The following is a 19733-nucleotide window of genomic DNA, read 5'->3' on the forward strand; positions in this document are numbered from 1 at the left end:
CGCTCATAGAGTTCTCTTAATCGTGTGACCAGTTTCAATGGCTAAGCTTTCCGGCGCGCGACACACGCGACAGAACCAGCTGATGGAGGTTTCATGCGGTTGTTCGATTGGCGTATCCGAGTTGCCACCGCGGCGGCGGTGGTGGCGAGCGGCCTGCTCGCCCTGCCCGCGGCGCCCGCACAGGCGGCGGCGAGCGGCTCGCTGATCGATGTCACCGCCCAGGCTCCCGGCTGGCGCGGACTCGCCCACGGCTACGCGGTGAACTACTGGACCGAACGCTCCAACGGCGCTCCGGTCCAGGCCAGCGGCGCGCTGATCCTGCCCGACGGCCCGGCCCCCGAGGGTGGCTGGCCGATCATGGCCTACGACCACGGCACCTCCGGCCTCGGCCCGAACTGCGGCGGCCAGAGCGGCACCACCCGGGTCGCGCGCCCCAAGGAAGACCAGTTCCTGAACTACCTGGTGTCCAAGGGCTTCGCCGTCGTCGCACCGGATTATCTGGGGCTCGGCGGTTTCGACACCGGCCCGCACCCGTATCTCGAACTGCGCAGCGAGGCGACCGCCACCATCGACCTGGTGCAGGCCGCGCGCGCTGCCCGGCCCGAACTCTCGCGCACCTGGTCGGTGATCGGGTTCTCCCAGGGCGGCCACGCGGCGCTCGGCGCGGCGCACCTGCAGTCCACGCGCGCACCGGAATTGGACTTCCGCGGCACCATCGCCGTCGACCCGGCCTCGGATGTGGAGAAGTTCGTCCCGCTGGCCGGACCGTACGTGCCGGACATCCCCGGCGACAACGGCAACGCCGTGGACACCTTCATCGTCAGCATGCTGGTCGGCCTGCGCGAGACCCGCCCGGATCTGGATATGGACAGCTACCTCACCCCGCGCGGCCGCGAGGTCTTCGATCAGGCGGGCAGCCTCTGCTTCATGGACATCATGAAGATCACCAACGGCCTCTCCGTCGGAGATCTGCTCGCCCGCCCGCTCGCCGACCCGCGCTTCCGCGCCGCGATCACCGACTACATGGCGGTGCCGGTCAACGGTTACGACGAGCCGATCCTGCTGCTGCTCAACCTGACCGACGTCACCGTGCCCTCCCCGCTGCATGTCGCCCTCGCCGGCCAGTTCGCCGCCAACGGCGTCGACTTCACGACGGTGACGGGCACCGGCAGCCACACCGAACTCAATCCGCAGATGTGGGCCGCGATCGACGCCTTCATCGGCCGCGTGCTCGCCACCCCCGTCCAGGCCTGAGCCGCCGGGCCCGGCCGGTGCGGCGACGGCGGTCATCGATCGCCGAGTCACGCACCGTGCCGGCCGCGGTGGAGACGGGGCTCACCGACCTTCCGGGCGCGCTCGGCGCCGGGGTGTCGGGGCGGTGACCGGGCCCGGGTTGATAGGTTTCCCAGGGTGTCCGAACCAGAGAACGCCGGTCGAGGAGAAGCCGCCCTGCTCGGGCCCGCCGAAGTGCGGGTGCTCGCGGAGCGATTCGGGGTGCGCCCGACCAAGCAGCTCGGACAGAACTTCGTCCACGACGCCAACACCGTGCGCCGCATCGTCGCCGCGGGCAGCGTGGGCCGTGACGACGTGGTGCTCGAGGTCGGCCCCGGTCTCGGTTCGCTGACCCTGGGCCTGCTCGACGCCGCCGATCGCGTCATCGCGGTGGAGATCGACCCGAACCTCGCCGAGCATCTGCCGCAGACGGTCAAGGATCGCGCGCCGACCCTCGCCGACCGGCTCACCGTCGTGCAGGCGGACGCGCTGCGGGTGCAGGCCGCGGATCTGCCGGCCGCCCCGACCGCCCTGGTCGCGAACCTGCCCTACAACGTCGCCGTGCCCGTGCTGCTGCACCTGCTGGCCGAATTGCCCAGCATTCGAACGACTCTCGTGATGGTGCAGCTCGAGGTCGCCGACCGGCTCGCCGCCGTGCCCGGCGGCCGTATCTACGGCGTGCCGAGCGTGAAAGCCGGTTTCTTCGGCACCGTGAAGCGCGCGGGAACCGTTGGCCGCCAGATCTTCTGGCCGGTGCCGCAGGTCGAATCCGGACTGGTGCGCATCGACCGCTTCACCGAATCGCCCTGGCCCATGGACGAATCGCATCGCAGGCGCGTCTACGAGGTCGTCGACGCCGCCTTCGCGCAGCGCCGCAAGACGCTGCGCGCGGCCCTGGCGGGCTGGGCGGGTTCCCCGGTCGAGGCCGAAAGGCGCCTGGTGGCAGCGGGAATCGCGCCCACCGCCCGCGGCGAGACCCTGGACACCGCCGCGTTCGTCCGGCTCGCGGAGCAGGTCCCGCCGCAGTGAGCGGGTGCCGCGCCGCCTATCCGGGTGCGTGCGTCAGACGGCGACCCGCAGGCTGCCGATGGTGGCCGGGTCGATCCCCGGGCCGTCGGCGCGGGCGGTGAAGGTGGCCTGCACCAGGTACTCGTAGGTGCCCACGGCCACCAGCACGTAGCGGGTGTGCACCCACAGGCCGAGCTGCTCCACCGCGTAGGTGCCGGTCACCGAGGCCGACGGATAGCCCTGGTAGTCACCGATTTCCGCGCCGAGCTCCTGCCACTGCGGCAGCTGGCGGGCATCGGAGAACGAGCACTCCAGCAGTTCGGCGGCGTTGACCGGCTTGGACAGCCTGCCGAGCAGCAGCACCACGTTGTCGGCCCAGCCGTCCTCCGGCGGGAGCGTCCACACCCCGTAGGCGCCCGGGAACATGGCCGTGTCGACGGTGAGCCAGCCCTCGGGCACGGAGATCGAGATCTCCGGCGCCCCGGCTTCTCCCACGGCCACCGGGGTGATCTGAACATCCCCGCCGACCAAATACTCGGCAATCGTCGTCACGAAACGCGCTCCTCGGCATCACGGGCGAGGCGGTCCCCACCGCGGTCGCAGCCATTGAACACCAGCGCGCCCGCGGGTGACCACCCACCCGGCGGAATCCGGCCACCGCCCACCGGCCCGAAACCCCGGCGCATGCGAAAGGGCCGTCCGGATCAGGTGATCCGAACGGCCCCGTGCGGTGGGCGGTCTCGACCGCTGCCCAATCCGGCTCAGCCCTCGAACCGGCGCAGTCGCAGACTGTTGCTGACCACGAACACACTGGACAGCGCCATGGCCGCGCCGGCGAGCATGGGATTGAGCAGTCCCGCCGCCGCCAGCGGGATCGCCGCCACGTTGTAGCCGAAGGCCCAGAACAGGTTGCCCTTGATCGTGCGCAGCGTGGCCCGCGACAGCTTGATCGCGGTCGGCACCGAGCGCAGATCGTCGCGCACCAGCGTCAGATCGGCGGCCTGGATGGCCACGTCGGTGCCGGTGCCCATGGCCAGGCCCAGATCGGCCTGGGCGAGGGCGGCCGCGTCGTTGACGCCGTCGCCGACCATGGCGACCACCTTGCCCTGCTCCTGCAGTCGCTTGACCACGTCGAGCTTGTCGCTGGGCAGCACCTCGGCGATCACCTCGTCGATGCCGACCTGATCGGCGACGGTCCGCGCGGTGGCGGCGTTGTCGCCGGTCAGCAGCACGGGGGTGAGCCCGAGCGCCCGCATCTCCGAGATCGCCTGCGCGCTGGTGGGTTTGACGGCGTCGGCGATGACGAGCACGCCGCGGGCCTCCCCGTCCCAGGCCACCGCGATGGCGGTCTTGCCCTGCTGTTCGGCCTCGGTCTTGGCCTCGGCCAGCGCCTTCGGCAGCGTGATGGACCAGTCCGCGAGCAATTCGGTGCGCCCGATGACGACCGCGCGCTCGGCGACCAGGCCCTGCACACCCTTGCCGCCGTGGCTGACGAACTGCTCGACCGGTTCCAGCGCGAGCGTCCGCTCGGCCGCCCCGCTCACCACGGCCTTGGCCACCGGGTGCTCGGAGCCGTGCTCCACCGCCGCCGCGACCGCCAGCAGTTCCGCCGCGTCCACGCCGTCCGCCGGGATCACCCGATCCAGGGACATGCGCCCGGTGGTGACGGTGCCGGTCTTGTCCAGCACCACGGTGTCGATGCGCCGGGTCGACTCCAGCACCTGCGGACCCTTGATCAGAATCCCCAGCTGCGCACCGCGACCCGTGCCCACCAGCAGTGCGGTCGGCGTGGCCAGGCCCAGGGCGCACGGGCAGGCGATGATCAGCACGGCCACCGCCGCGCCGAACGCGGTCGAGACCGCGGCGCCGGTGCCGAGCCAGAAACCCAGTGCGGCGACGGAGATCCCGATGACGATGGGCACGAACACCCCGGCCACCCGATCGGCGAGCCGCTGCACGGGCGCCTTGCCGTTCTGCGCGTCCTCCACCAGCGACGCCATCTGTGCCAGTTGGGTGTCGGCCCCGACCCGGGTGGCGCGCACGGTCAGCAGACCGCCCGCGTTCACCGTCGCGCCGACGACCTGATCGCCGGGCCCGACCTCGACCGGCACGGACTCGCCGGTCAGCATGCTCATGTCGAGCGCCGAATTGCCGTGCACCACCGTGCCGTCGGTGGCGACCTTCTCGCCCGGGCGCACCCGGAACTCGTCGCCGACGCGCAATTCGCCGACCGGGATCCGGATTTCGGCGCCGTCGCGCAGCACCGCCACATCCTTGGCCCCGAGTTCGAGCAGTGCCCGCAGCGCCGAGCCCGCCTTCTCCTTGGACCGGGTCTCGAAGTAGCGGCCCGCCAGAATCGCGGTGATGAGCGTGGCCGCGACCTCGAAGTACAGCGCCGAGGACGAGTCACCGCGGGCGATGGTCAGGGTGAAGGGGTGCGTCATGCCCGCCATGCCGGCGTCGCCGAAGAACAGCGCGTACACCGACCAGCCGAACGCGGCCGCGGTGCCCAGCGAGATGAGCGTATCCATCGTCGCCGCACCGTGTTTGGCGTTGACCCAGGCCGCGCGGTGGAACTGCGCGCCGCCCCACACCACGATGGGCGCGGTGAGTGTCAGCGAGAGCCACTGCCAGTTGGTGAACTGCAGCGCGGGAATCATGGCCATCGCGACCACGGGGATGGCCAGCGCCAGGCTCACCAGCAGCCGATGGCGCAGCTGCTGGGTCGCGGTCGGCGCCGAATCGGCTTCCGGGGCATCGGGTTTCACCGGTTCCGGGCTGTGCACGGCGGCGGTGTAGCCGGTGTCCTCGACCTTGGCGATGAGGTCGTCGGCCGTCACCGAATCCGGGAAGCTGACCTTGGCCTTCTCGGTGGCGTAGTTGACCGTCGCGGTGACGCCGTCGATTCTGTTGAGCTTCTTCTCGATTCGGGACGCGCAGGAGGCGCAGGTCATACCACCGATCTCGAGTTCGATCGACCGTGCGGGTGCCGGTGCGCTCATCAGTGACCTCCTCCGTGTTGCGCGGGCCCGTCCGAGGTGGACGCGGCCGGTGCCGTCTTCGTGGTGAACTCCGCGGTGTGCACCGAGCCGTTGTGTGAGAAGTCCAGGTACAGGCGGTATTCGCCGTCGCTGGGCGCCTGGGCGTGGAACGACACGTCCGGTCCGGGCGGTGTCTTGCCGACCTGGCCCTGCGGGTGCACGTGCAGGTAGGCGAGATCGCTCGCCCGCAGCGCCACCAGGTGCGCGTACGCGCCCAGGTACGGCTGCAGATCGGTGACCGGTTTGCCGTCGCGGGCGATGGCGAAACTCAGTTCACTGCCCGCGGTGTTCAGATCACCGGTGAGGGTGACCTGGTAACCGTCCACCGTGGCGGTCCTGGACGGGGGCGGCAGCGGCTTGTCCGCCGCGTCGCCCGCCACGGTCACGGTGCGGCTCAGCGTGAGTTCACCGGGGCCGCCGGCGGGGGAGAAGTCGGCGAAGACGCGGTAGGTACCGGGCTCGGCCCACTTCCAGTCCAGCGACCAGGTGCCGTCGGCGGCGAGTTGCGGATGCACGTGCCGGAACTGGCTCGCGTCCGAACGCACCACGATCAGATGCAGTTTCTTCTCGTGCAGGGTGTCGAACTCGGTCACCGCGCCCCGTGGGCCGTCGATCCGGAAGCTCAGCGGCCCCTGCTGATTCGGGGCGGCCGGGGCGGCGACCTCGCTCAGCGAGTAGCCGGATTCGCTCTGCCGCAACCCGTTCGCGGTGTCGCTGTCGCTCGCATCGGACCCGATCGGATCGCCGACCAGGGCGCCGATGCCGAGCGCCGCGCCGAACAGCACGACCAGCCCGGCGCCGAAGGCCGCGAACTTGAGGCGATCGTTCATTTAGACCGCCACCTCGTAGCCCGCTTCGTCGACGGCCGCGACGATGTCGGCGTCGGCGACCGGCGCGGCCGACTCGACCTGCACGCGCCCGCTGGCCAGATCGACATCGACACTGGTCACACCATCGATCTTGCCGATCTCCTTCTTGACCGACCCGACGCAGTGGCCGCAGGTCATGCCGGTGACGGTGTAGGTGCTGGTGGCCATGATTCGACTCCTCGGCTCGCGCTTCATACGGTGTGGGGGTATCCCCGACACCGAAAACATACCCCCCATGGGTACCTGGCGCAAGTGCTTCGCGACCGAATGCTCAGCCGCCGGCCGGGGCCTCGTCCCAGGCGCGCAGGGCCAACTCGGCCACCGTCAGCAACTCGGCCCGGTCCGCGCCGTCGCGCGCGGACTGCGACATGCCCTGCATGACCGTGCCGACATAGCGTGCCAGTGCCGCGGCGTTCGTCCCCGCCGGGAGTATCCCCGCCGCGACATCGGCGCGAATCCGCTGTTCGAAGGCATCGACGTTGGCGTTGCGCAGGCGCTCGAGCCGGGCCGCGACCTCGGCGTTGGTGGTGTTGATCCCCGCGCTGATCACCATGCATCCGCCCGGTTGGCCCGGGGTCGTGTACTCGATCGCGGCCTCGCGCAGGGTCCTGGCCGCCGCGGCCCGGGCGGTCGGCTCCTCGGCCAGCGCCCGCGCGGCGAAGCCGCCGTAGCGCGCGCCGTACGCGGTGATGGTCTCGTCGAAGAGCTGCTTCTTGTCGCCGAACGCGGCGTACAGGCTCGGTGCGCCGATGCCGAGTTCGCCGGTGAGGTCGCTGATCGAGGTGGCCTCGTATCCCTGCCGCCAGAACAGGCGTAAAGCCTTGTCCAGGGCGGCATCTCGATCGAAGGAGCGGGGGCGTCCCCGGGCCGGCGTTGCCATGAATCTATTTTATAGCGCTCGCTAAACAATGTGCTACGGTGCCCTTCTGTAACGATCGTTAAAGAAAGGCTGTGGCAACGACATGAGCGCACTCACCGGTAAGACGGCCCTGGTCACCGGCGGCGGACGCGGCATCGGCCGGGCCATCGCGCAGCGGCTCGCCCGCGACGGCGCCCGCGTGGCGGTGCACTACAACGGCAATACGGCCGCGGCGAAGGAGACCGTCGCCGCCATCGAGTCATCGGGCGGATCGGCCTTCGCTATCTCGGCCCCGCTCGGGGTGCCCGGCGACGCCGAGGCCCTCTGGGCGGCCTTCGACGCGCACGCCGACGGGCTCGACATCCTGGTCAACAACGCCGGCACCGACGGCATCCGCGAACCCATCGAGGGCACCGACGAGCACTCCTTCGACCGGGTGTTCGCGGTCAACACCAAATCGCCGTTCTTCGTCACCAAGCTCGGCCTCGGCCGCCTGCGCGACGGCGGCCGCATCGTCAACGTCTCCACCGGACTGACCAGGGGCGCGCACCTGCCCGAACTCGTCGCGTACACCATGACCAAGGCCGCCGTCGACGCGCTGACCGGCACCCTGGCCAAACAACTCGGCCCCCGCGGCATCACCGTCAACGCCGTCGCGCCCGGCGCGGTCGATACCGACATGAACGCGGCCTGGCTGCGCACCCCCGAGGGGCAGGCCGCCACCGCGGCCCGCTCACCGCTGAACCGCGTGGCCCAGCCCGGCGAAATCGCCGACATCGTGGGCTTTCTCGCTTCGCACGACGCGCGCTGGGTCACCGGCCAATGGATAGACGCCACCGGCGGCGCCCTCCTGTGACCAGGCGGCGACAACCCCGGGAGCGGAGTTCGTCGGGTTCCGGAAGTCCCGGTGAACGCCGATGAACACCGATGAACTCCGCCCCCTGCGCGCACCGGGACCTCGATTCCCCGATTAGGCTGAGCGCGTGCTGTCTGTTGTGCCCCGTCCCGTCGTCGTGCGCGCGCCCTCGAAGGTGAATCTGCACCTCGGGGTGGGCGACCTCCGTCCCGACGGATACCACGACCTCACCACGGTCTTCCAAGCCCTTTCCCTCAGTGACGATCTGGAGATCGCCCCGGCCGCGGCCCTGGCCGTGACGGTCAGCGGCGAGGGCGCCGACCAGGTGCCCACCGATCAGGGCAACCTGGTCTGGAAGGCCGCCGTGCGCCTGGCCGACCTGGGAGAGCGCGCGCCCCTGGTGGAAATGGCCATCGCCAAAGGCATTCCGGTCGCCGGTGGCATGGCGGGCGGCAGCGCCGACGCGGCCGCCGCCCTGCTCGGGCTGAACGAGCTCTGGGAACTGGGCCTGGCGCGCGCCGAATTGTTCGACATCGCAGCCGAACTCGGCAGCGATGTGCCCTTCGCCCTGCACGGCGGTACCGCGCTGGGCCGCGGGCGCGGCGAGGAACTGCTACCGGTGCTGTGCCGCAACACCTTCCACTGGGTGCTCGCCCTGGCCAAGGGCGGGCTCTCCACCCCGGCCGTCTTCCACGAACTCGACCGCCTGCGCGCGGACGGCGACCCGCCCCGGCTGGACAGCCCGCAGGCGCTGCTGCAGGCCCTGGCCTCGGGCGATCCCCGCCAGCTCGCGCCGCTGCTCGGCAACGACCTGCAGGCCGCGGCGCTCTCGCTGGCGCCCGAACTCCGGCGCACCCTGCGCGCGGGGGTGTCCGCCGGTGCGCTGGCCGGCATCGTCTCCGGCTCCGGTCCCACCTGCGCCTTCCTGTGCGAGAACGAGGAGGCCGCCGTGGAGGTCGCCGCCGAACTCTCCGGCGCGGGCGTGTGCCGCAGCGTGCGCACCGCGTACGGCCCGGTTCCCGGCGCCCGCATCCTCGGTGGCCCCTCGGCCGCACCCGGGCGCTGAACCTCACTGCCGGACGGCCCGCGCGGCCGAACCGATAGGGTTGGTACAGGCAAACGGCCCCGTGATCGCGCGACAACCGATCTCGTGCGGTCGGGGTAACTCGCCGGGCACGCCCAGCATGGTCAACGCACTTGACCTCCGGCACGCACGCAGGAAAATCGACGGCTCTCACCCGTGCGCGGAAGTGGCGGGGAGGCGGAGGAGTGTCATGTCCAACCTCATCAACTTGGAGCAGGTCTCGAAGAGCTTCGGGATCACTCCGCTGCTGGACAACGTCTCGCTCGGCGTGCACGCCGGCGAGCGGATCGGTGTGGTGGGGCTCAACGGCGGCGGTAAGACCACGCTGCTCGAGGTGCTGACCGGGCTCGAGCAGCCCGACAGTGGGCGCGTGAGCCGCGTCGGCGGCCTGCGGATCGCCGTGGTCACCCAGCGCGGGGTGCTGCCCGAGGGCTCGACCGTCGGCGAGGTGGTGCTGGCGGGTCTGGCCCAGGATCAGATGACCGACGGCGTGGCCGAGCACGAGTGGGCCGCCAACACGCGCATCCGCTCGGTGGTCGAGGGCATCGGCATCGCGGATCTGGGCATGGACACCCCGGTCTCGAACCTCTCCGGTGGTGAGCGCCGCCGCACCGCCCTGGCCGCGGCCCTGGTGCGCGAACTGGACCTGCTGGTGCTCGACGAGCCCACCAACCACCTCGACGTCGAGGGCGTGCAGTGGCTGGCCGAGCACCTGGTCGCGCGGCGCAGCGCGCTGGTGGTCGTGACGCACGATCGCTGGTTCCTGGACACCGTCGCCACCCGCACCTGGGAGGTGCAGGGCGGCAAGGTCGAGACCTACGAGGGCGGCTACAACGACTGGATCTTCGCGCGCGCCGAGCGGACCCGCCAGGCCGACGCCAGCGAGGCCCGCCGCCAGAATCTGGCGCGCAAGGAACTGGCCTGGCTGCGCCGCGGCGCGCCGGCCCGAACCTCCAAGCCGCGCTACCGCATCGAGGCCGCCGAGGCGCTGATCGCCAACGTGCCCGCCCCGCGCGACAGCGTCGAGTTGGCCTCGTTCGCGCGCAGGCGCCTGGGCCGCGTGGTGATCGAACTCGAGGACACCACCCTGGCCACCCCGGACGGTCGCGAACTCGTGCGTGATCTGACCTGGCGGCTCGCGCCGGGCGAACGCGTCGGCCTGGTCGGGGTGAACGGCTCCGGCAAGACCACGCTGCTGCGCGCCTTGGCGGGGGAGCAGCCGCTCGAGAGCGGCAAGCGCATTCAGGGCCAGACCGTCAAGATCGGCTGGCTGCGCCAGGAACTCGACGATCTGCCGCTGGACATGCGCGCGCTGGAAGCGGTTCAGGACGTCGCCATGCGAACCATGCTCGGCGACAAGGAGATCACCGCCAGCCAGCTCGCCGAGCGCCTGGGCTTCAGCCCCGCCAAGCAGCGCACTCCGGTCGGGGATCTGTCCGGCGGTGAGCGCCGCCGCCTGCAGCTGACGCGAATCCTGATGTCCGAGCCCAACGTGCTGCTGCTGGACGAGCCGACCAACGACCTGGACATCGACACCCTGCAGCAGCTCGAGGATCTGCTCGACGGCTGGCCCGGAACCATGGTCGTCATCTCGCACGACCGGTACCTGATCGAGCGCGTCTGCGACACCACCTGGGCGCTGTTCGGCGACGGCAAGCTCACCAACCTGCCGGGCGGCATCACCGAGTACCTGAAGCGGCGCGCCGCGACCGCGGCCAAGCCGGGCGTCAACGCCGGGGCGGCCGCCGCCGATTCCGGTGCCGCCACGACGGATTCGGCCGCCTACCGCGCCGCCCGCAAGGAGCTCGGCAAGCTGGAGCGGTCCATCGCCAAGCTCGACGAGCGCGAGAGCAAGCTGCACACCGCGCTGGCCGACGCCGCCACCGACCCGGACAAGCTGATCAGCCTGGGCAGCGAGCTCAAGCAGGTGCAGGCGGACAAGGAAGCGGCCGAGGAGCGCTGGATGGAGTTGGCCGAACTGGCCGAGGGCTGATGATCAGCCGCGCCGTTCGATGACGATCAGCCGTGCTGTTCCAGCGCGGCTCGATCCAGCGCCGGCACCGGCAGGCAGGTGCGCACGAAACCCGCGCCGAACGAGGTCAGTTCGATCGTCCGGTACAGGACCTTCGTACCGAATCCGGCGCGCTTCAACAGCTTCCGCACCTCGGGCAGCGCTTCGAGCAGCTGGTACCTGTTCGGATTGCCGAGTGGTTCGCGCGCGATATCGACCAGTCCGAGCCGGTCGAGATTGGTCAGATACTCCTCGACCCGGTTGGGATAGCGCAGCGCGGCGTCGTCGCCCAGCAGCGTGAACTCGCCGCCGGCGCCGGTGCGGCCGGTGCGCACCACCAGAATCGGCTGGGGGCCGTCGAGATAGAGGAATCGAATGACGCGGGCCTCGTCCGGGGCCAGCTCGCCCAGGATCCGGGCGTACGCGGGATGGTGGCGGGATTCGTCCTCGGCGTGGAAATCGGCTGAGCGCCGGAGCAATTCGGCGCCGCGGGCACGCAGGACGGTGGCGGGGGAGACCTCGGGGGCGATATCGGCCGGGTGCGGGGCGGGCACGCCCAGCGCCTGTCTGACCGAATGTCTGACCTGCGCATGGGCTTCGGAGAGGATGTCGCGCGGCGGCTGACCGGCGACGCTGCCGCGCAGGACGACCGAGGTGACCCCGATCGCGGTGCTCAGGCCCCACGTGCCCGCCTCCACCGCGGCCGACACGGCCACGCGCACCACGCCCGTCGCGGTGCGCACCGGCCCGGTGACGAGACCGCGCGCGGCAACCGGAACCGGCAGTGGTGTGCCCCGGCGCACCAGCAGCTCGGTGGAGGTATCCGCGGGTTCCGCCTCGCCCGAGTCGGATTCGGTCATATCCATGTGGTAGCCACTCCTGTTCCGAAGATCAGGAGGTGAGCGTAACCGGCCAGGAGCCCCAGCGCGCCGCCATGGACAAACAAGAGCCATTCATCTTGTTTGATGGCCGATCGCAGCATGTCGACGAACTCCGGCGGGGCCAGCGCCGACATTTGTTTGGCGATGTAGTCCTGGACCTGTTTGCCCTGCTGGACATTGAACGCCGGATCCGCGAACGCGATGGGCGCGATGTTCATCGCCTCGGAGGTGAAGCTGTCCTGCAGCGAGTCGTATTCGCGACTGCCCAGCATGAACTTGACCGCACCGCGCGCGGGCCCCAGCGCCCGGTCCGCGGCGGGCTTGAGGGTGTCCTGGAGCATCTGCATGGTGCGGTCGCTGCGCGGGCCGTTGAGCAGTTCGTCGCCGATGTTCGCGACGGTCATGACCTGACTGGCGACCATCTCGGCGTACCCCTCGGTGATCTCGGGCTGGCGCTTGATGAGCAGGCCCTGCCGCCACGGGCACCACCACTTCGGATACGCCGGCGCGAAGATCATATTGATGCCGACCCAGTTGACGACCCAGCCGATGACGATGCCGCCGACCGGCAGCACCAGCAGCGCCGACCAGCCGGTCCAGTGCAGGACGCCGACGAGCAGCAGACCCATGGGCGCGCCGAAGTAGAAGCCGAAGTTCTGCATGAAGCGCAGTTCCTTGGCGCCCAGCACCTGGAAAAGGCTGTTGAGCAGTTGCGGGCGCGCCTGGAAGTAGCGAATGACCATCTGCTTCACATCCAGCAGTTGGTCGATGTTGTTGCCGAGTTCGTCGGTGAGTTCGCGCAGAATATCGGGCAACTGCTCGCGAACTCGGTTGTGGACCATCTCGCGAATACCGGTCGGCAGGTTGTACCAGAGTTGCGGATGTTCGCGGCGCAGGATGTCCTCGACGATGTCGTGGATCTGAGTTTCCGCTATTTCAGTCAAGTGTTCAGCAAGTTTGTCGGGTTCCAGCTCGCGATAGAAATCCGCGACACTCCCGAGTTTCGCCAAACCTTTATCGACGGCGATGCTCGCCATCTTGTCCGCGCGGGACGGGACGATCCCCTGCCAACCCATCCGCCCGTCGTACTGCAGCAACGGCAGCACCTGAATCCGCTTGGGCAGGTAGGGAAACAGCGCCGCCAACCCCGGCAGCCGGAACCCGTGAAACCGGATCGGCTTGAACAGCATGAGCACGCCGGTCCAGTTGGTGATGTAGCCGATGACACCCGTGAACAACGGAATCGTGAGCAGTTCCAACAAAATTGTCGGGTGCACTCCGAAGACACTCTCTAACAAGTTCACCCTCCTGCCGACCCGCACCCGGAACCGCCGCCGGCGTACGCACCCCTCGGCGCCTCGGACCTTACTGTGAATTCAGGAAGCGAGTCCAGCGTGGCGCTGTCTGAGTCGGAGATCTCGGTCACACTGGGGTGTCCCGATGTCCCGGTACTTCGGCGTGGGCACAACAATGGCGGGAGCCACATCCATATCCTCTGCGGTACGGGGGTGTCAGGGGTCATGCTCAGCGCGTGTGGCCGTGCTCGAACCGGGTAGCCTTCGGGTGGCTTTGTCCGGTTCGGCGTGCTCGGGGGTCGAGCGGCGGCAATAATCTGTGGACGGTTAGTTCACCTGGCGATATTCGGAGATGGACGTGGCAGACGATAGGACCGGGCAGGACGTGGTCCGCCCGGGTTCGCGCGCCGTGGAACGCAGCTCGGACGTGGAGCAGCGGCAGATCAGCAATGAGGCGCGCCTCATCCGGGGTGCTTTCCGGGCCGCCGGGCTCGCGGTCGGCACCGCCGTGCGCGGCACCGAGTGGGCGGTCGGCACCAGTGTCGAGATCACCAAACAACTGACCCAGGCGGCGCTGGACGGCGATTCGTCGGCCGACATCGCCGAGCGCACGGGGGCGGCGCTGCGCTCGATCGCCAGAAGCGCGCTCGGGGTCACCGAGGGCTCGGTGCGCGAGATCGTCAGCTACGTGCCGACCCCGGTCGGCGGGCCGAGCCATCCCCAGCCCGCGCTGAACGGGACCAACGGCCTGGTGCGGTCGGCCTCGGGCGCGGACCTGCGCCGTCGCGGCGACGCGCTGCTCGCGCGCTCGGCCGACGTGTACTTCACCGAGGACGTGCACCCGGCCTACGACCGCATCCTCGATCAGCTCGCGCCGGACGAGGCGCGCATCCTGCGTTTCATGGCGCTCAACGGCCCGCAGCCCTCGGTCGACGTGCGCACGAACCGCCCGCTGGGCATCGGCTCGGAGCTGGTGCAGGGCGATCTGACCTCGGTGCCGGAGCAGGCGGGCGTGCGCTACCCCGATCGCGCCCGGCACTACCTGATCAACCTCAACCGGCTCGGGCTCACCGCGACCTCCGACGATCCGGTGTTGCTCTCGCGCTACATGGTGCTGGAGGTGCAGCCGGTGGTGGAGACCGCGCTGAAGAAGGCGGGCCGGGTGCCCAAGATCGTGCGAAAGAGTCTGCGCCTCACCGAGTTCGGCGAGGACTTCTGCACCACCTGCTTCACGATCAACAGCTGAGCGCGCCCCGCGTCCCGGTGGTTTCCGGGGCGCGGGTGCGCCCGTCTGATAGCGATACGGTACAAATCTGCGCTAAATCGCGCGGTATCCCGCATTCCTGATGGGATTGTGGGAGGCATGGATTCCGATGCGGTTGCCGCGATCAGCCGGCTGAAGTTCCGGTATCTGCGTGCCCTGGACACGAAATCGTGGGAGGAGTTCGCCGACACCATGATTCCGGAGGCGACCGCGACCTACAGCGAGTACCTCCAGTTCGAATCGCGCGACGCCTTCCTGGCTTTCATGCGCAACACCTTGGGCCCGCACGTGATCACCGAACACCGCTGCGACCACCCGGAGATCGATGTCACCGGGGACAAGGCCGTCGGCACCTGGTACCTGGCCGACACGGTCCTGATCCCCGGCCACAACATGCTGCTGCGCGGCGCCGCCTTCTACTCCGACCAGTACGTCAAATGCGACGACGGCAAATGGCGGATAGCCCACACCGGCTACGAGCGCACCTACGAGGTGGTCCTGTCCCTCTCGGACCTCCCGAGCCTCAGGCTCACCTCGAGCCGGTGGGGCCTGATCGCCCGCGACCCGGCCGATGCTCCCCGCACCGACCCCGAATCCACGGGAACCATGGGCTGACGGTGGCTTTCGCCCCACATCTCGAGACGTATGGTTCGGGGGCATGGCCCCCGGGATCTTCCCACTTCAGGGGGTGTGGGGGCGTAGCCCCCGCGACTCAATCCGTACCCGCGACCAGGTGCTCGAGGGTGAGCTTCGGGAACTCCTTCACGATGTACTGCAGCCGCCACTTGTCGCTGAACAGCGCCAGGATCGCGCCGTCGGTGCGGGTGAACACCTCGACCCCGCGCTGGCGGTCGAGTTCCTCGGCCGACTCGGCGTCGGTGCGGCGGGCCAGCGAGTAGGGCAGGTTGTCGAGCTGGGTCTCGACGCTGAACTCGCTCTTCATACGGGCCGTGACGACCTCGAACTGCATGGGGCCGACCGCCGCGAGCACGGGGGAGGCGTCGCCGCGCATGTCGTTGCGCAGGACCTGCACCACGCCCTCGGAGTCGAGCTGGTCGATGGCCTTGCGGAACTGCTTGTACTTGCCCGCGCTCTGGGCGCGCAGGGTGGCGAAGTGCTCGGGCGCGAAGGACGGGATCGGCGGGAACTCCACCTTCTTGTCCACGAACAGGGTGTGCCCCGGCGCGAGGGCGGTCGCGTTGACCAGGCCGACCACGTCGCCCGGGTAGGCGGTGTCGACGGTGGTGCGCTCGCGGCCGAACACGGTGAGCGCGTACTTGGTGGCGAATGGCCGCCCGGTCTGGGCGTGCGTCACGACCATGCCGCGCTCGAACTCGCCGGAGACGATGCGCATGAAGGCGAGCCGGTCGCGGTGCGCGGTGTCCATGCCGGCCTGCACCTTGAAGATGACGGCGCTGAACGGGTCGGTGATGTTGCGCGGATCGCCCTTGATGTCGACGCGCGCGGCGGGCGCGGGCGCGAGCTCGATGAGCGTGTCGAGGATCTGGCGCACGCCGAAGTTCAGCATGGCCGAGCCGTAGATGACCGGTGAGGTGTGCCCGGCCAGGAAGAGCTCCTGGTCGTGGTCCTGCCCGGCGGCGGAGAGCAGCTCGCTCTCCTCGACGGCGGTCTCCCACACGTCGCCTTCGCGCTCGGCGGCCTGGGCGGGGGTGTAGCTCTCCTCGGGCGCGATGGTCGCGCCGCCCGCGGTGCGGGTGAAGTGGATGTACTCGGTCGGCGCGCCCTCCGCGCCGCGGCGCAGCAGGCCGCGGAAGTCGCCCGCGATGCCGACGGGCAGGAACAGCGGGGTCGGGGTCAGCCCGATGCGCTCGGTGATCTCGTCGAGCAGTTCCAGCGGCGCCTGGCCCGGCCGGTCCCACTTGTTGATGACGGTGATGACCGGGATGCCGCGATCGCGCGCGACCTGAAAGAGCTTGAGCGTCTGCGGTTCCAGGCCCTTGGCGGCGTCGATGAGCATGACCGCGGCGTCGACCGCGGTGAGCACCCGGTAGGTGTCCTCGGAGAAGTCGGAGTGGCCGGGGGTGTCGACGAGATTGATGACGCAGTCGCCGTATTCGAACTGCAGCGCGGTGGAGCTGACCGAGATGCCGCGCGCCTTCTCCATTTCCATCCAGTCCGAGACGGTCGACTTGCGACCCGCCTTGCCGTGGATGGCGCCGGCCTCGGAGATCACCTTCGCGTGCAGCGCCAGCGCCTCGGTGAGCGTGGACTTACCCGCGTCGGGATGGGAGATCACCGCGAAGGTGCGCCGCCGGGCCACCTCGTCGGCCACTCGCCCCGAATTGGGGGTGGTCGCGCTGGCAGTCGGGGAACTCACGGGAAACTCCTTCGCAGACGGCAACCGAACCAGGGTACGCGACGAGGTCCCCGCCCCCACCAGCCGGTTCCCCGGTCGGGCGTCCGGCGGCCGTCGATCAGGCAGTGCCCAGATGCCTGGCGACGGCCTGCGCGACCAGGTGGGACGGGTCCGCGCCGGGGGCGACCGCCTCGAGGCTGCGGGTGGCCACGACGGTGGCGATGCCGTGGAAGTGGGTCCACAGGCTCAACGCGAGTTCGTTGGTTTCCGATCGGGTGCGGCCGGGCGCGGATTCGCCGACCAGGTCGCGCCAGCGGTGGAACATCGGGAGGGTCACGGTGACCCGGAGATTGCCGCCCGCGCCCTCGAGGAGATCGTGGCGGAACATGAGCGCGAACATCTCCGGGCGGCCGGCGGCGAAGCCCACGTATTCGAGTCCGGAGGCCTCGACGCGCGCGCGGGCCGACTCACCCTGTACCGCAGCGAGTCTCGCGCCGAGATCGGCGTAGCCGTGCGCCGCGATGGCGGCCAGCAGCGCGTTGTGGGTGGGGAACCAGCGGCGCGGCGCGCCGTGGGATACCCCGGCTTCGCGGGCGATGGCGCGCAATCCCAGTTGGGCGGCGCCGGTTTCCTCCAGCATCCGGACCCCGGTGCTCACCAGTCGTTCCCGCAGCGGCTCGACCACACTCATGCCCTCATCCTCCCGTGTCGCCGAACATGTTCGCGCAGGGGCCTATACGGGTGTTTCGCCGCGGCCGGCGGTGCGGCGCGATTCGCTGTAGACACTGTCTACCCCATCGTGTAGACAGTGTCTACGCGAACTTTCCCGGGGAGGTAGACATGTGGTACTGGCTGTTGAAGCACGTGCTGGTGGGTCCGGTGCTCCGCATCATGGGGCGCCCGAAAGTCGAGGGGCTGCACCACATTCCGGCCGACGGCCCGGTGATCATCGCGGCCAACCACCTGGCCGTGGTCGATTCGCTGTACCTGGCGCTGATCCTGCCCCGGCGGATCACCTTCATCGCCAAGCAGGAGTACTTCACCACCGGCGGCTGGCGCGGCCGGGTGAGCAGGTGGGTCATGAACGCGACGGGACAGGTGCCGGTGGACCGGTCCGGCGGCGCGGCGGGCGGGGATTCGCTGAGCGCGGCGGTCGGGATCCTGCGGTCGGGCGGCATCTGGGGCATTCATCCCGAGGGCACCCGATCCCCGGACGGCCGGATCTATCGCGGTCGCACCGGCGTCATCCGGGTGGCGATGGAAACCGGGGCGCCGGTGATTCCGGTCGTGCTGTCCGGGACCGATAGGGTGAATCCGCGGAACCGGCGCTTCCTGCGTCCCGCGCAGGTGCGCATCTCCATCGGCCGCCCGCGCCACTTCGTCCCGTCCGACCGGCACGGTGTGCGCCGTGCGACCGACGAGCTGATGGCCGACCTGGTGCGCCGCTCGGGCCGTCCCTATGTGGATTGCTACGCGGCCACTTTCGCCGAACACGCCGACGCCGCATAGCTCGAGGTAGGGGCGGTGTAAAGCGGTTCGGCCCGCGTGTTAGAGTCTTCGGGTTGTCTCGGCGAGGGTGCGACACCCCCAAATGTCCACCGTGATCGACGCGGCTCGGCTTATTCGGCCGTCCATGTTGGTCTTCGCCCGACGAGCAGACCACCAATTCGCGCCAGGGCGGCAAGATCCCCTGGCCAGCACGCTGACATCAGCCCGGACGAGCCGTAGGAGTAGACAGTCATGTCCGACGCCAACCTTCTCGAAGCCACCGTACGCACCGAGTTCGGCAAGGGTGCCGCGCGCCGCACCCGCCGTGACGGCAACGTGCCCGCCGTGCTCTACGGCCACAACGAGGAGCCGCAGCACCTCTCGGTGAACTCCCGTGAATTCGCCGCCATCCTGCGCGAGCACGGCACCAACGCCATCCTGAACCTGAACATCGGCGGCAAGAAGCAGCTGGCGATGACCAAGTCCGTGGTCGTGCACCCGATCCGCCGCTACATCGAGCACGCCGACCTGCTGATCATCCGTCGTGGCGAGCGCGTCACCGCCGATGTGCACGTCGCCCTGACCGGTGAGGCCGCCTCCGGCACCCTGGTCACCCAGGACGCCACCGTGCTGTCCATCGAGGCCGACGCCCTCAAGCTGCCCGAGTCCATCGAGGTCTCCATCGAGGGCGCCGAGGCCGGCACCCAGATCCTGGCCGGCGCCATCGAGCTGCCCGCGGGCGTCACCCTCGCCGGTGACCCGGAGGCCCTGATCGTCAACATCATCGCCGCCCCGGCCGCCGAGGTCGAGGCCGACGAGACCGCCGAGGCCGAGGCCACCGAGGAAGCCGCCGAGTAATTCGGCCTCCCGCAACGGTTTTCGATGACCGAGGCATACGCCGGGCCCGCGCTCGTGGTCGGACTGGGTAACCCCGGAACCGAGTACGAGCGCACCCGGCACAATGTCGGTTTCATGGTCGCCGATGTGCTCGCGGAGCGCGTGGGCGGCCGTTTCACCGTGCACAAGAAGTCCGGCGCCGATCTACTGGAAGCCCGTCTGGACGGGCGCAAGGTATTGATCGCCAAACCGCGCAGCTATATGAATCTGTCCGGGCGGCCCGTCGCCGCGCTGGCCAAATTCTTCTCGGTGCCCGCCACCGAGGTCATCGCCGTCCATGACGAACTGGATCTGCCCTTCGGCGTGATCCGGCTCAAACAGGGTGGCGGCGAAGGCGGTCACAACGGCCTGCGCTCGATGTCGCAGGCGCTGACCACCAAGGACTATCTGCGGGTTCGTTTCGGAATCGGCCGGCCCCCGGGCCGCCAGGATCCGGCGGACTATGTGCTGAAACCCTTTTCCGCCGCGGAGCGCAAAGAGGTTCCGGTGATCGTGGAGCAGGCCGCGGACGCGGTGGAGACACTGCTGCGGGTCGGTCTGGTCGACGCCCAGAATCGGTTGCACTGAGCTGGCGAGTGAGCGTGCCCCCGT

Annotated in this window: 19 protein-coding genes; 10 read left to right on the plus strand and 9 right to left on the minus strand. The window is 69.6% G+C overall.

Annotation, left to right across the window (positions count from 1 at the left end; all coding sequences use genetic code 11):
- Positions 1-93: 93 nt before the first annotated feature.
- Positions 94-1254 carry an alpha/beta fold hydrolase gene (locus ACWDOP_RS22345; protein WP_456346618.1) on the plus strand — a complete coding sequence of 387 codons (1161 nt, stop codon included), beginning with the start codon at positions 94-96 and terminating at the stop codon, positions 1252-1254.
- A 156-nt stretch (positions 1255-1410) separates the two neighbouring features.
- Positions 1411-2301, plus strand: a complete 891-nt coding sequence (gene rsmA / locus ACWDOP_RS22350) for a 16S rRNA (adenine(1518)-N(6)/adenine(1519)-N(6))-dimethyltransferase RsmA (protein WP_456346619.1) — start codon at positions 1411-1413, stop codon at positions 2299-2301.
- A gap of 33 nt (positions 2302-2334) precedes the next feature.
- Here rsmA and ACWDOP_RS22355 read toward each other — a convergent pair whose 3' ends face one another.
- From ACWDOP_RS22355 to ACWDOP_RS22375, 5 genes are all read right to left on the minus strand, one after another.
- Positions 2335-2832, minus strand: coding sequence for an LpqN/LpqT family lipoprotein (locus tag ACWDOP_RS22355; protein ID WP_456346620.1), 498 nt, complete (start codon positions 2830-2832; stop codon positions 2335-2337).
- A 209-nt stretch (positions 2833-3041) separates the two neighbouring features.
- Entirely contained in the window at positions 3042-5282 is a 2241-nt protein-coding gene (locus ACWDOP_RS22360; protein WP_456346621.1) for a heavy metal translocating P-type ATPase, read from the minus strand.
- On the minus strand, positions 5282-6151 hold the full coding sequence (locus ACWDOP_RS22365) for a hypothetical protein (RefSeq protein WP_456346622.1): 870 nt from the start codon (positions 6149-6151) through the stop codon (positions 5282-5284). The genes ACWDOP_RS22360 and ACWDOP_RS22365 overlap by 1 nt, the downstream gene beginning before the upstream one ends.
- A complete protein-coding gene (locus tag ACWDOP_RS22370; RefSeq protein WP_354985196.1) occupies positions 6152-6358 on the minus strand; it encodes a heavy-metal-associated domain-containing protein in 207 nt (68 codons plus the stop codon).
- Between the two features lie 103 nt (positions 6359-6461).
- A complete protein-coding gene (locus ACWDOP_RS22375; protein WP_456346623.1) occupies positions 6462-7070 on the minus strand; it encodes a TetR/AcrR family transcriptional regulator in 609 nt (202 codons plus the stop codon).
- 82 nt (positions 7071-7152) lie between these two features.
- Here ACWDOP_RS22375 and ACWDOP_RS22380 point away from each other — a divergent pair, with 82 nt between their 5' ends.
- The 3 genes from ACWDOP_RS22380 (at position 7153) to ACWDOP_RS22390 (ending at position 10982) form a co-directional block, all read left to right on the plus strand.
- Positions 7153-7905 carry an SDR family oxidoreductase gene (locus ACWDOP_RS22380; RefSeq protein ID WP_456346624.1) on the plus strand — a complete coding sequence of 251 codons (753 nt, stop codon included), beginning with the start codon at positions 7153-7155 and terminating at the stop codon, positions 7903-7905.
- Between the two features lie 127 nt (positions 7906-8032).
- Complete coding sequence (locus ACWDOP_RS22385; protein WP_456346625.1) at positions 8033-8971, plus strand: 4-(cytidine 5'-diphospho)-2-C-methyl-D-erythritol kinase; 939 nt, start codon at positions 8033-8035, stop codon at positions 8969-8971.
- 208 nt (positions 8972-9179) lie between these two features.
- Positions 9180-10982 (plus strand): ABC-F family ATP-binding cassette domain-containing protein, encoded by a 1803-nt coding sequence (locus ACWDOP_RS22390; RefSeq protein ID WP_456346626.1) that lies wholly within the window; start codon positions 9180-9182, stop codon positions 10980-10982.
- A gap of 26 nt (positions 10983-11008) precedes the next feature.
- Here the strand turns inward: ACWDOP_RS22390 and ACWDOP_RS22395 are convergent, their stop codons facing one another.
- Positions 11009-11860, minus strand: a complete 852-nt coding sequence (locus tag ACWDOP_RS22395; RefSeq protein WP_456346627.1) for an Abi-alpha family protein — start codon at positions 11858-11860, stop codon at positions 11009-11011.
- The gene (locus tag ACWDOP_RS22400; protein ID WP_456346628.1) at positions 11857-13203 is read right to left on the minus strand and encodes a hypothetical protein; all 1347 of its coding nucleotides are present in this window, start codon (positions 13201-13203) and stop codon (positions 11857-11859) included. The genes ACWDOP_RS22395 and ACWDOP_RS22400 overlap by 4 nt, the downstream gene beginning before the upstream one ends.
- A gap of 325 nt (positions 13204-13528) precedes the next feature.
- Here ACWDOP_RS22400 and ACWDOP_RS22405 point away from each other — a divergent pair, with 325 nt between their 5' ends.
- On the plus strand, positions 13529-14422 hold the full coding sequence (locus ACWDOP_RS22405) for an Abi-alpha family protein (protein WP_454208936.1): 894 nt from the start codon (positions 13529-13531) through the stop codon (positions 14420-14422).
- Between the two features lie 117 nt (positions 14423-14539).
- Entirely contained in the window at positions 14540-15055 is a 516-nt protein-coding gene (locus ACWDOP_RS22410) for a nuclear transport factor 2 family protein (protein ID WP_454208938.1), read from the plus strand.
- A 97-nt stretch (positions 15056-15152) separates the two neighbouring features.
- Here ACWDOP_RS22410 and ACWDOP_RS22415 read toward each other — a convergent pair whose 3' ends face one another.
- Positions 15153-16778 (minus strand): peptide chain release factor 3, encoded by a 1626-nt coding sequence (locus tag ACWDOP_RS22415; RefSeq protein ID WP_454208940.1) that lies wholly within the window; start codon positions 16776-16778, stop codon positions 15153-15155.
- Positions 16779-16875: 97 nt separating this feature from the next.
- Positions 16876-17448, minus strand: coding sequence for a TetR/AcrR family transcriptional regulator (locus ACWDOP_RS22420; protein WP_456346629.1), 573 nt, complete (start codon positions 17446-17448; stop codon positions 16876-16878).
- A 149-nt stretch (positions 17449-17597) separates the two neighbouring features.
- On the opposite strand from ACWDOP_RS22420, the gene ACWDOP_RS22425 reads away from it, so the two are divergent.
- The 3 genes from ACWDOP_RS22425 (at position 17598) to pth (ending at position 19709) form a co-directional block, all read left to right on the plus strand.
- Positions 17598-18266 (plus strand): lysophospholipid acyltransferase family protein, encoded by a 669-nt coding sequence (locus ACWDOP_RS22425; RefSeq protein ID WP_456346630.1) that lies wholly within the window; start codon positions 17598-17600, stop codon positions 18264-18266.
- A 231-nt stretch (positions 18267-18497) separates the two neighbouring features.
- The gene (locus tag ACWDOP_RS22430) at positions 18498-19103 is read left to right on the plus strand and encodes a 50S ribosomal protein L25/general stress protein Ctc (RefSeq protein WP_456346631.1); all 606 of its coding nucleotides are present in this window, start codon (positions 18498-18500) and stop codon (positions 19101-19103) included.
- 24 nt (positions 19104-19127) lie between these two features.
- Entirely contained in the window at positions 19128-19709 is a 582-nt protein-coding gene (gene pth, locus ACWDOP_RS22435) for an aminoacyl-tRNA hydrolase (RefSeq protein ID WP_454208948.1), read from the plus strand.
- The last annotated feature ends 24 nt before the right edge of the window (positions 19710-19733 follow it).

The sequence above is a fragment of the Nocardia sp. NPDC003693 genome (assembly GCF_053981095.1).

Excerpts from the sequence above, each read along its gene's own strand:
- ACWDOP_RS22345 (WP_456346618.1), top strand. The coding sequence starts at position 94 with ATGCGGTTGTTCGATTGGCGTATCCGAGTTGCCACCGCGGCGGCGGTG.
- ACWDOP_RS22360 (WP_456346621.1), bottom strand. The coding sequence starts at position 5,282 with ATGAGCGCACCGGCACCCGCACGGTCGATCGAACTCGAGATCGGTGGT.
- ACWDOP_RS22365 (WP_456346622.1), bottom strand. The coding sequence starts at position 6,151 with ATGAACGATCGCCTCAAGTTCGCGGCCTTCGGCGCCGGGCTGGTCGTG.
- ACWDOP_RS22370 (WP_354985196.1), bottom strand. The coding sequence starts at position 6,358 with ATGGCCACCAGCACCTACACCGTCACCGGCATGACCTGCGGCCACTGC.
- ACWDOP_RS22375 (WP_456346623.1), bottom strand. The coding sequence starts at position 7,070 with ATGGCAACGCCGGCCCGGGGACGCCCCCGCTCCTTCGATCGAGATGCC.
- ACWDOP_RS22380 (WP_456346624.1), top strand. The coding sequence starts at position 7,153 with ATGAGCGCACTCACCGGTAAGACGGCCCTGGTCACCGGCGGCGGACGC.
- ACWDOP_RS22390 (WP_456346626.1), top strand. The coding sequence starts at position 9,180 with ATGTCCAACCTCATCAACTTGGAGCAGGTCTCGAAGAGCTTCGGGATC.
- ACWDOP_RS22395 (WP_456346627.1), bottom strand. The coding sequence starts at position 11,860 with ATGACCGAATCCGACTCGGGCGAGGCGGAACCCGCGGATACCTCCACC.
- ACWDOP_RS22405 (WP_454208936.1), top strand. The coding sequence starts at position 13,529 with ATGGACGTGGCAGACGATAGGACCGGGCAGGACGTGGTCCGCCCGGGT.
- ACWDOP_RS22410 (WP_454208938.1), top strand. The coding sequence starts at position 14,540 with ATGGATTCCGATGCGGTTGCCGCGATCAGCCGGCTGAAGTTCCGGTAT.
- ACWDOP_RS22420 (WP_456346629.1), bottom strand. The coding sequence starts at position 17,448 with ATGAGTGTGGTCGAGCCGCTGCGGGAACGACTGGTGAGCACCGGGGTC.
- ACWDOP_RS22425 (WP_456346630.1), top strand. The coding sequence starts at position 17,598 with ATGTGGTACTGGCTGTTGAAGCACGTGCTGGTGGGTCCGGTGCTCCGC.
- ACWDOP_RS22430 (WP_456346631.1), top strand. The coding sequence starts at position 18,498 with ATGTCCGACGCCAACCTTCTCGAAGCCACCGTACGCACCGAGTTCGGC.
- pth (WP_454208948.1), top strand. The coding sequence starts at position 19,128 with ATGACCGAGGCATACGCCGGGCCCGCGCTCGTGGTCGGACTGGGTAAC.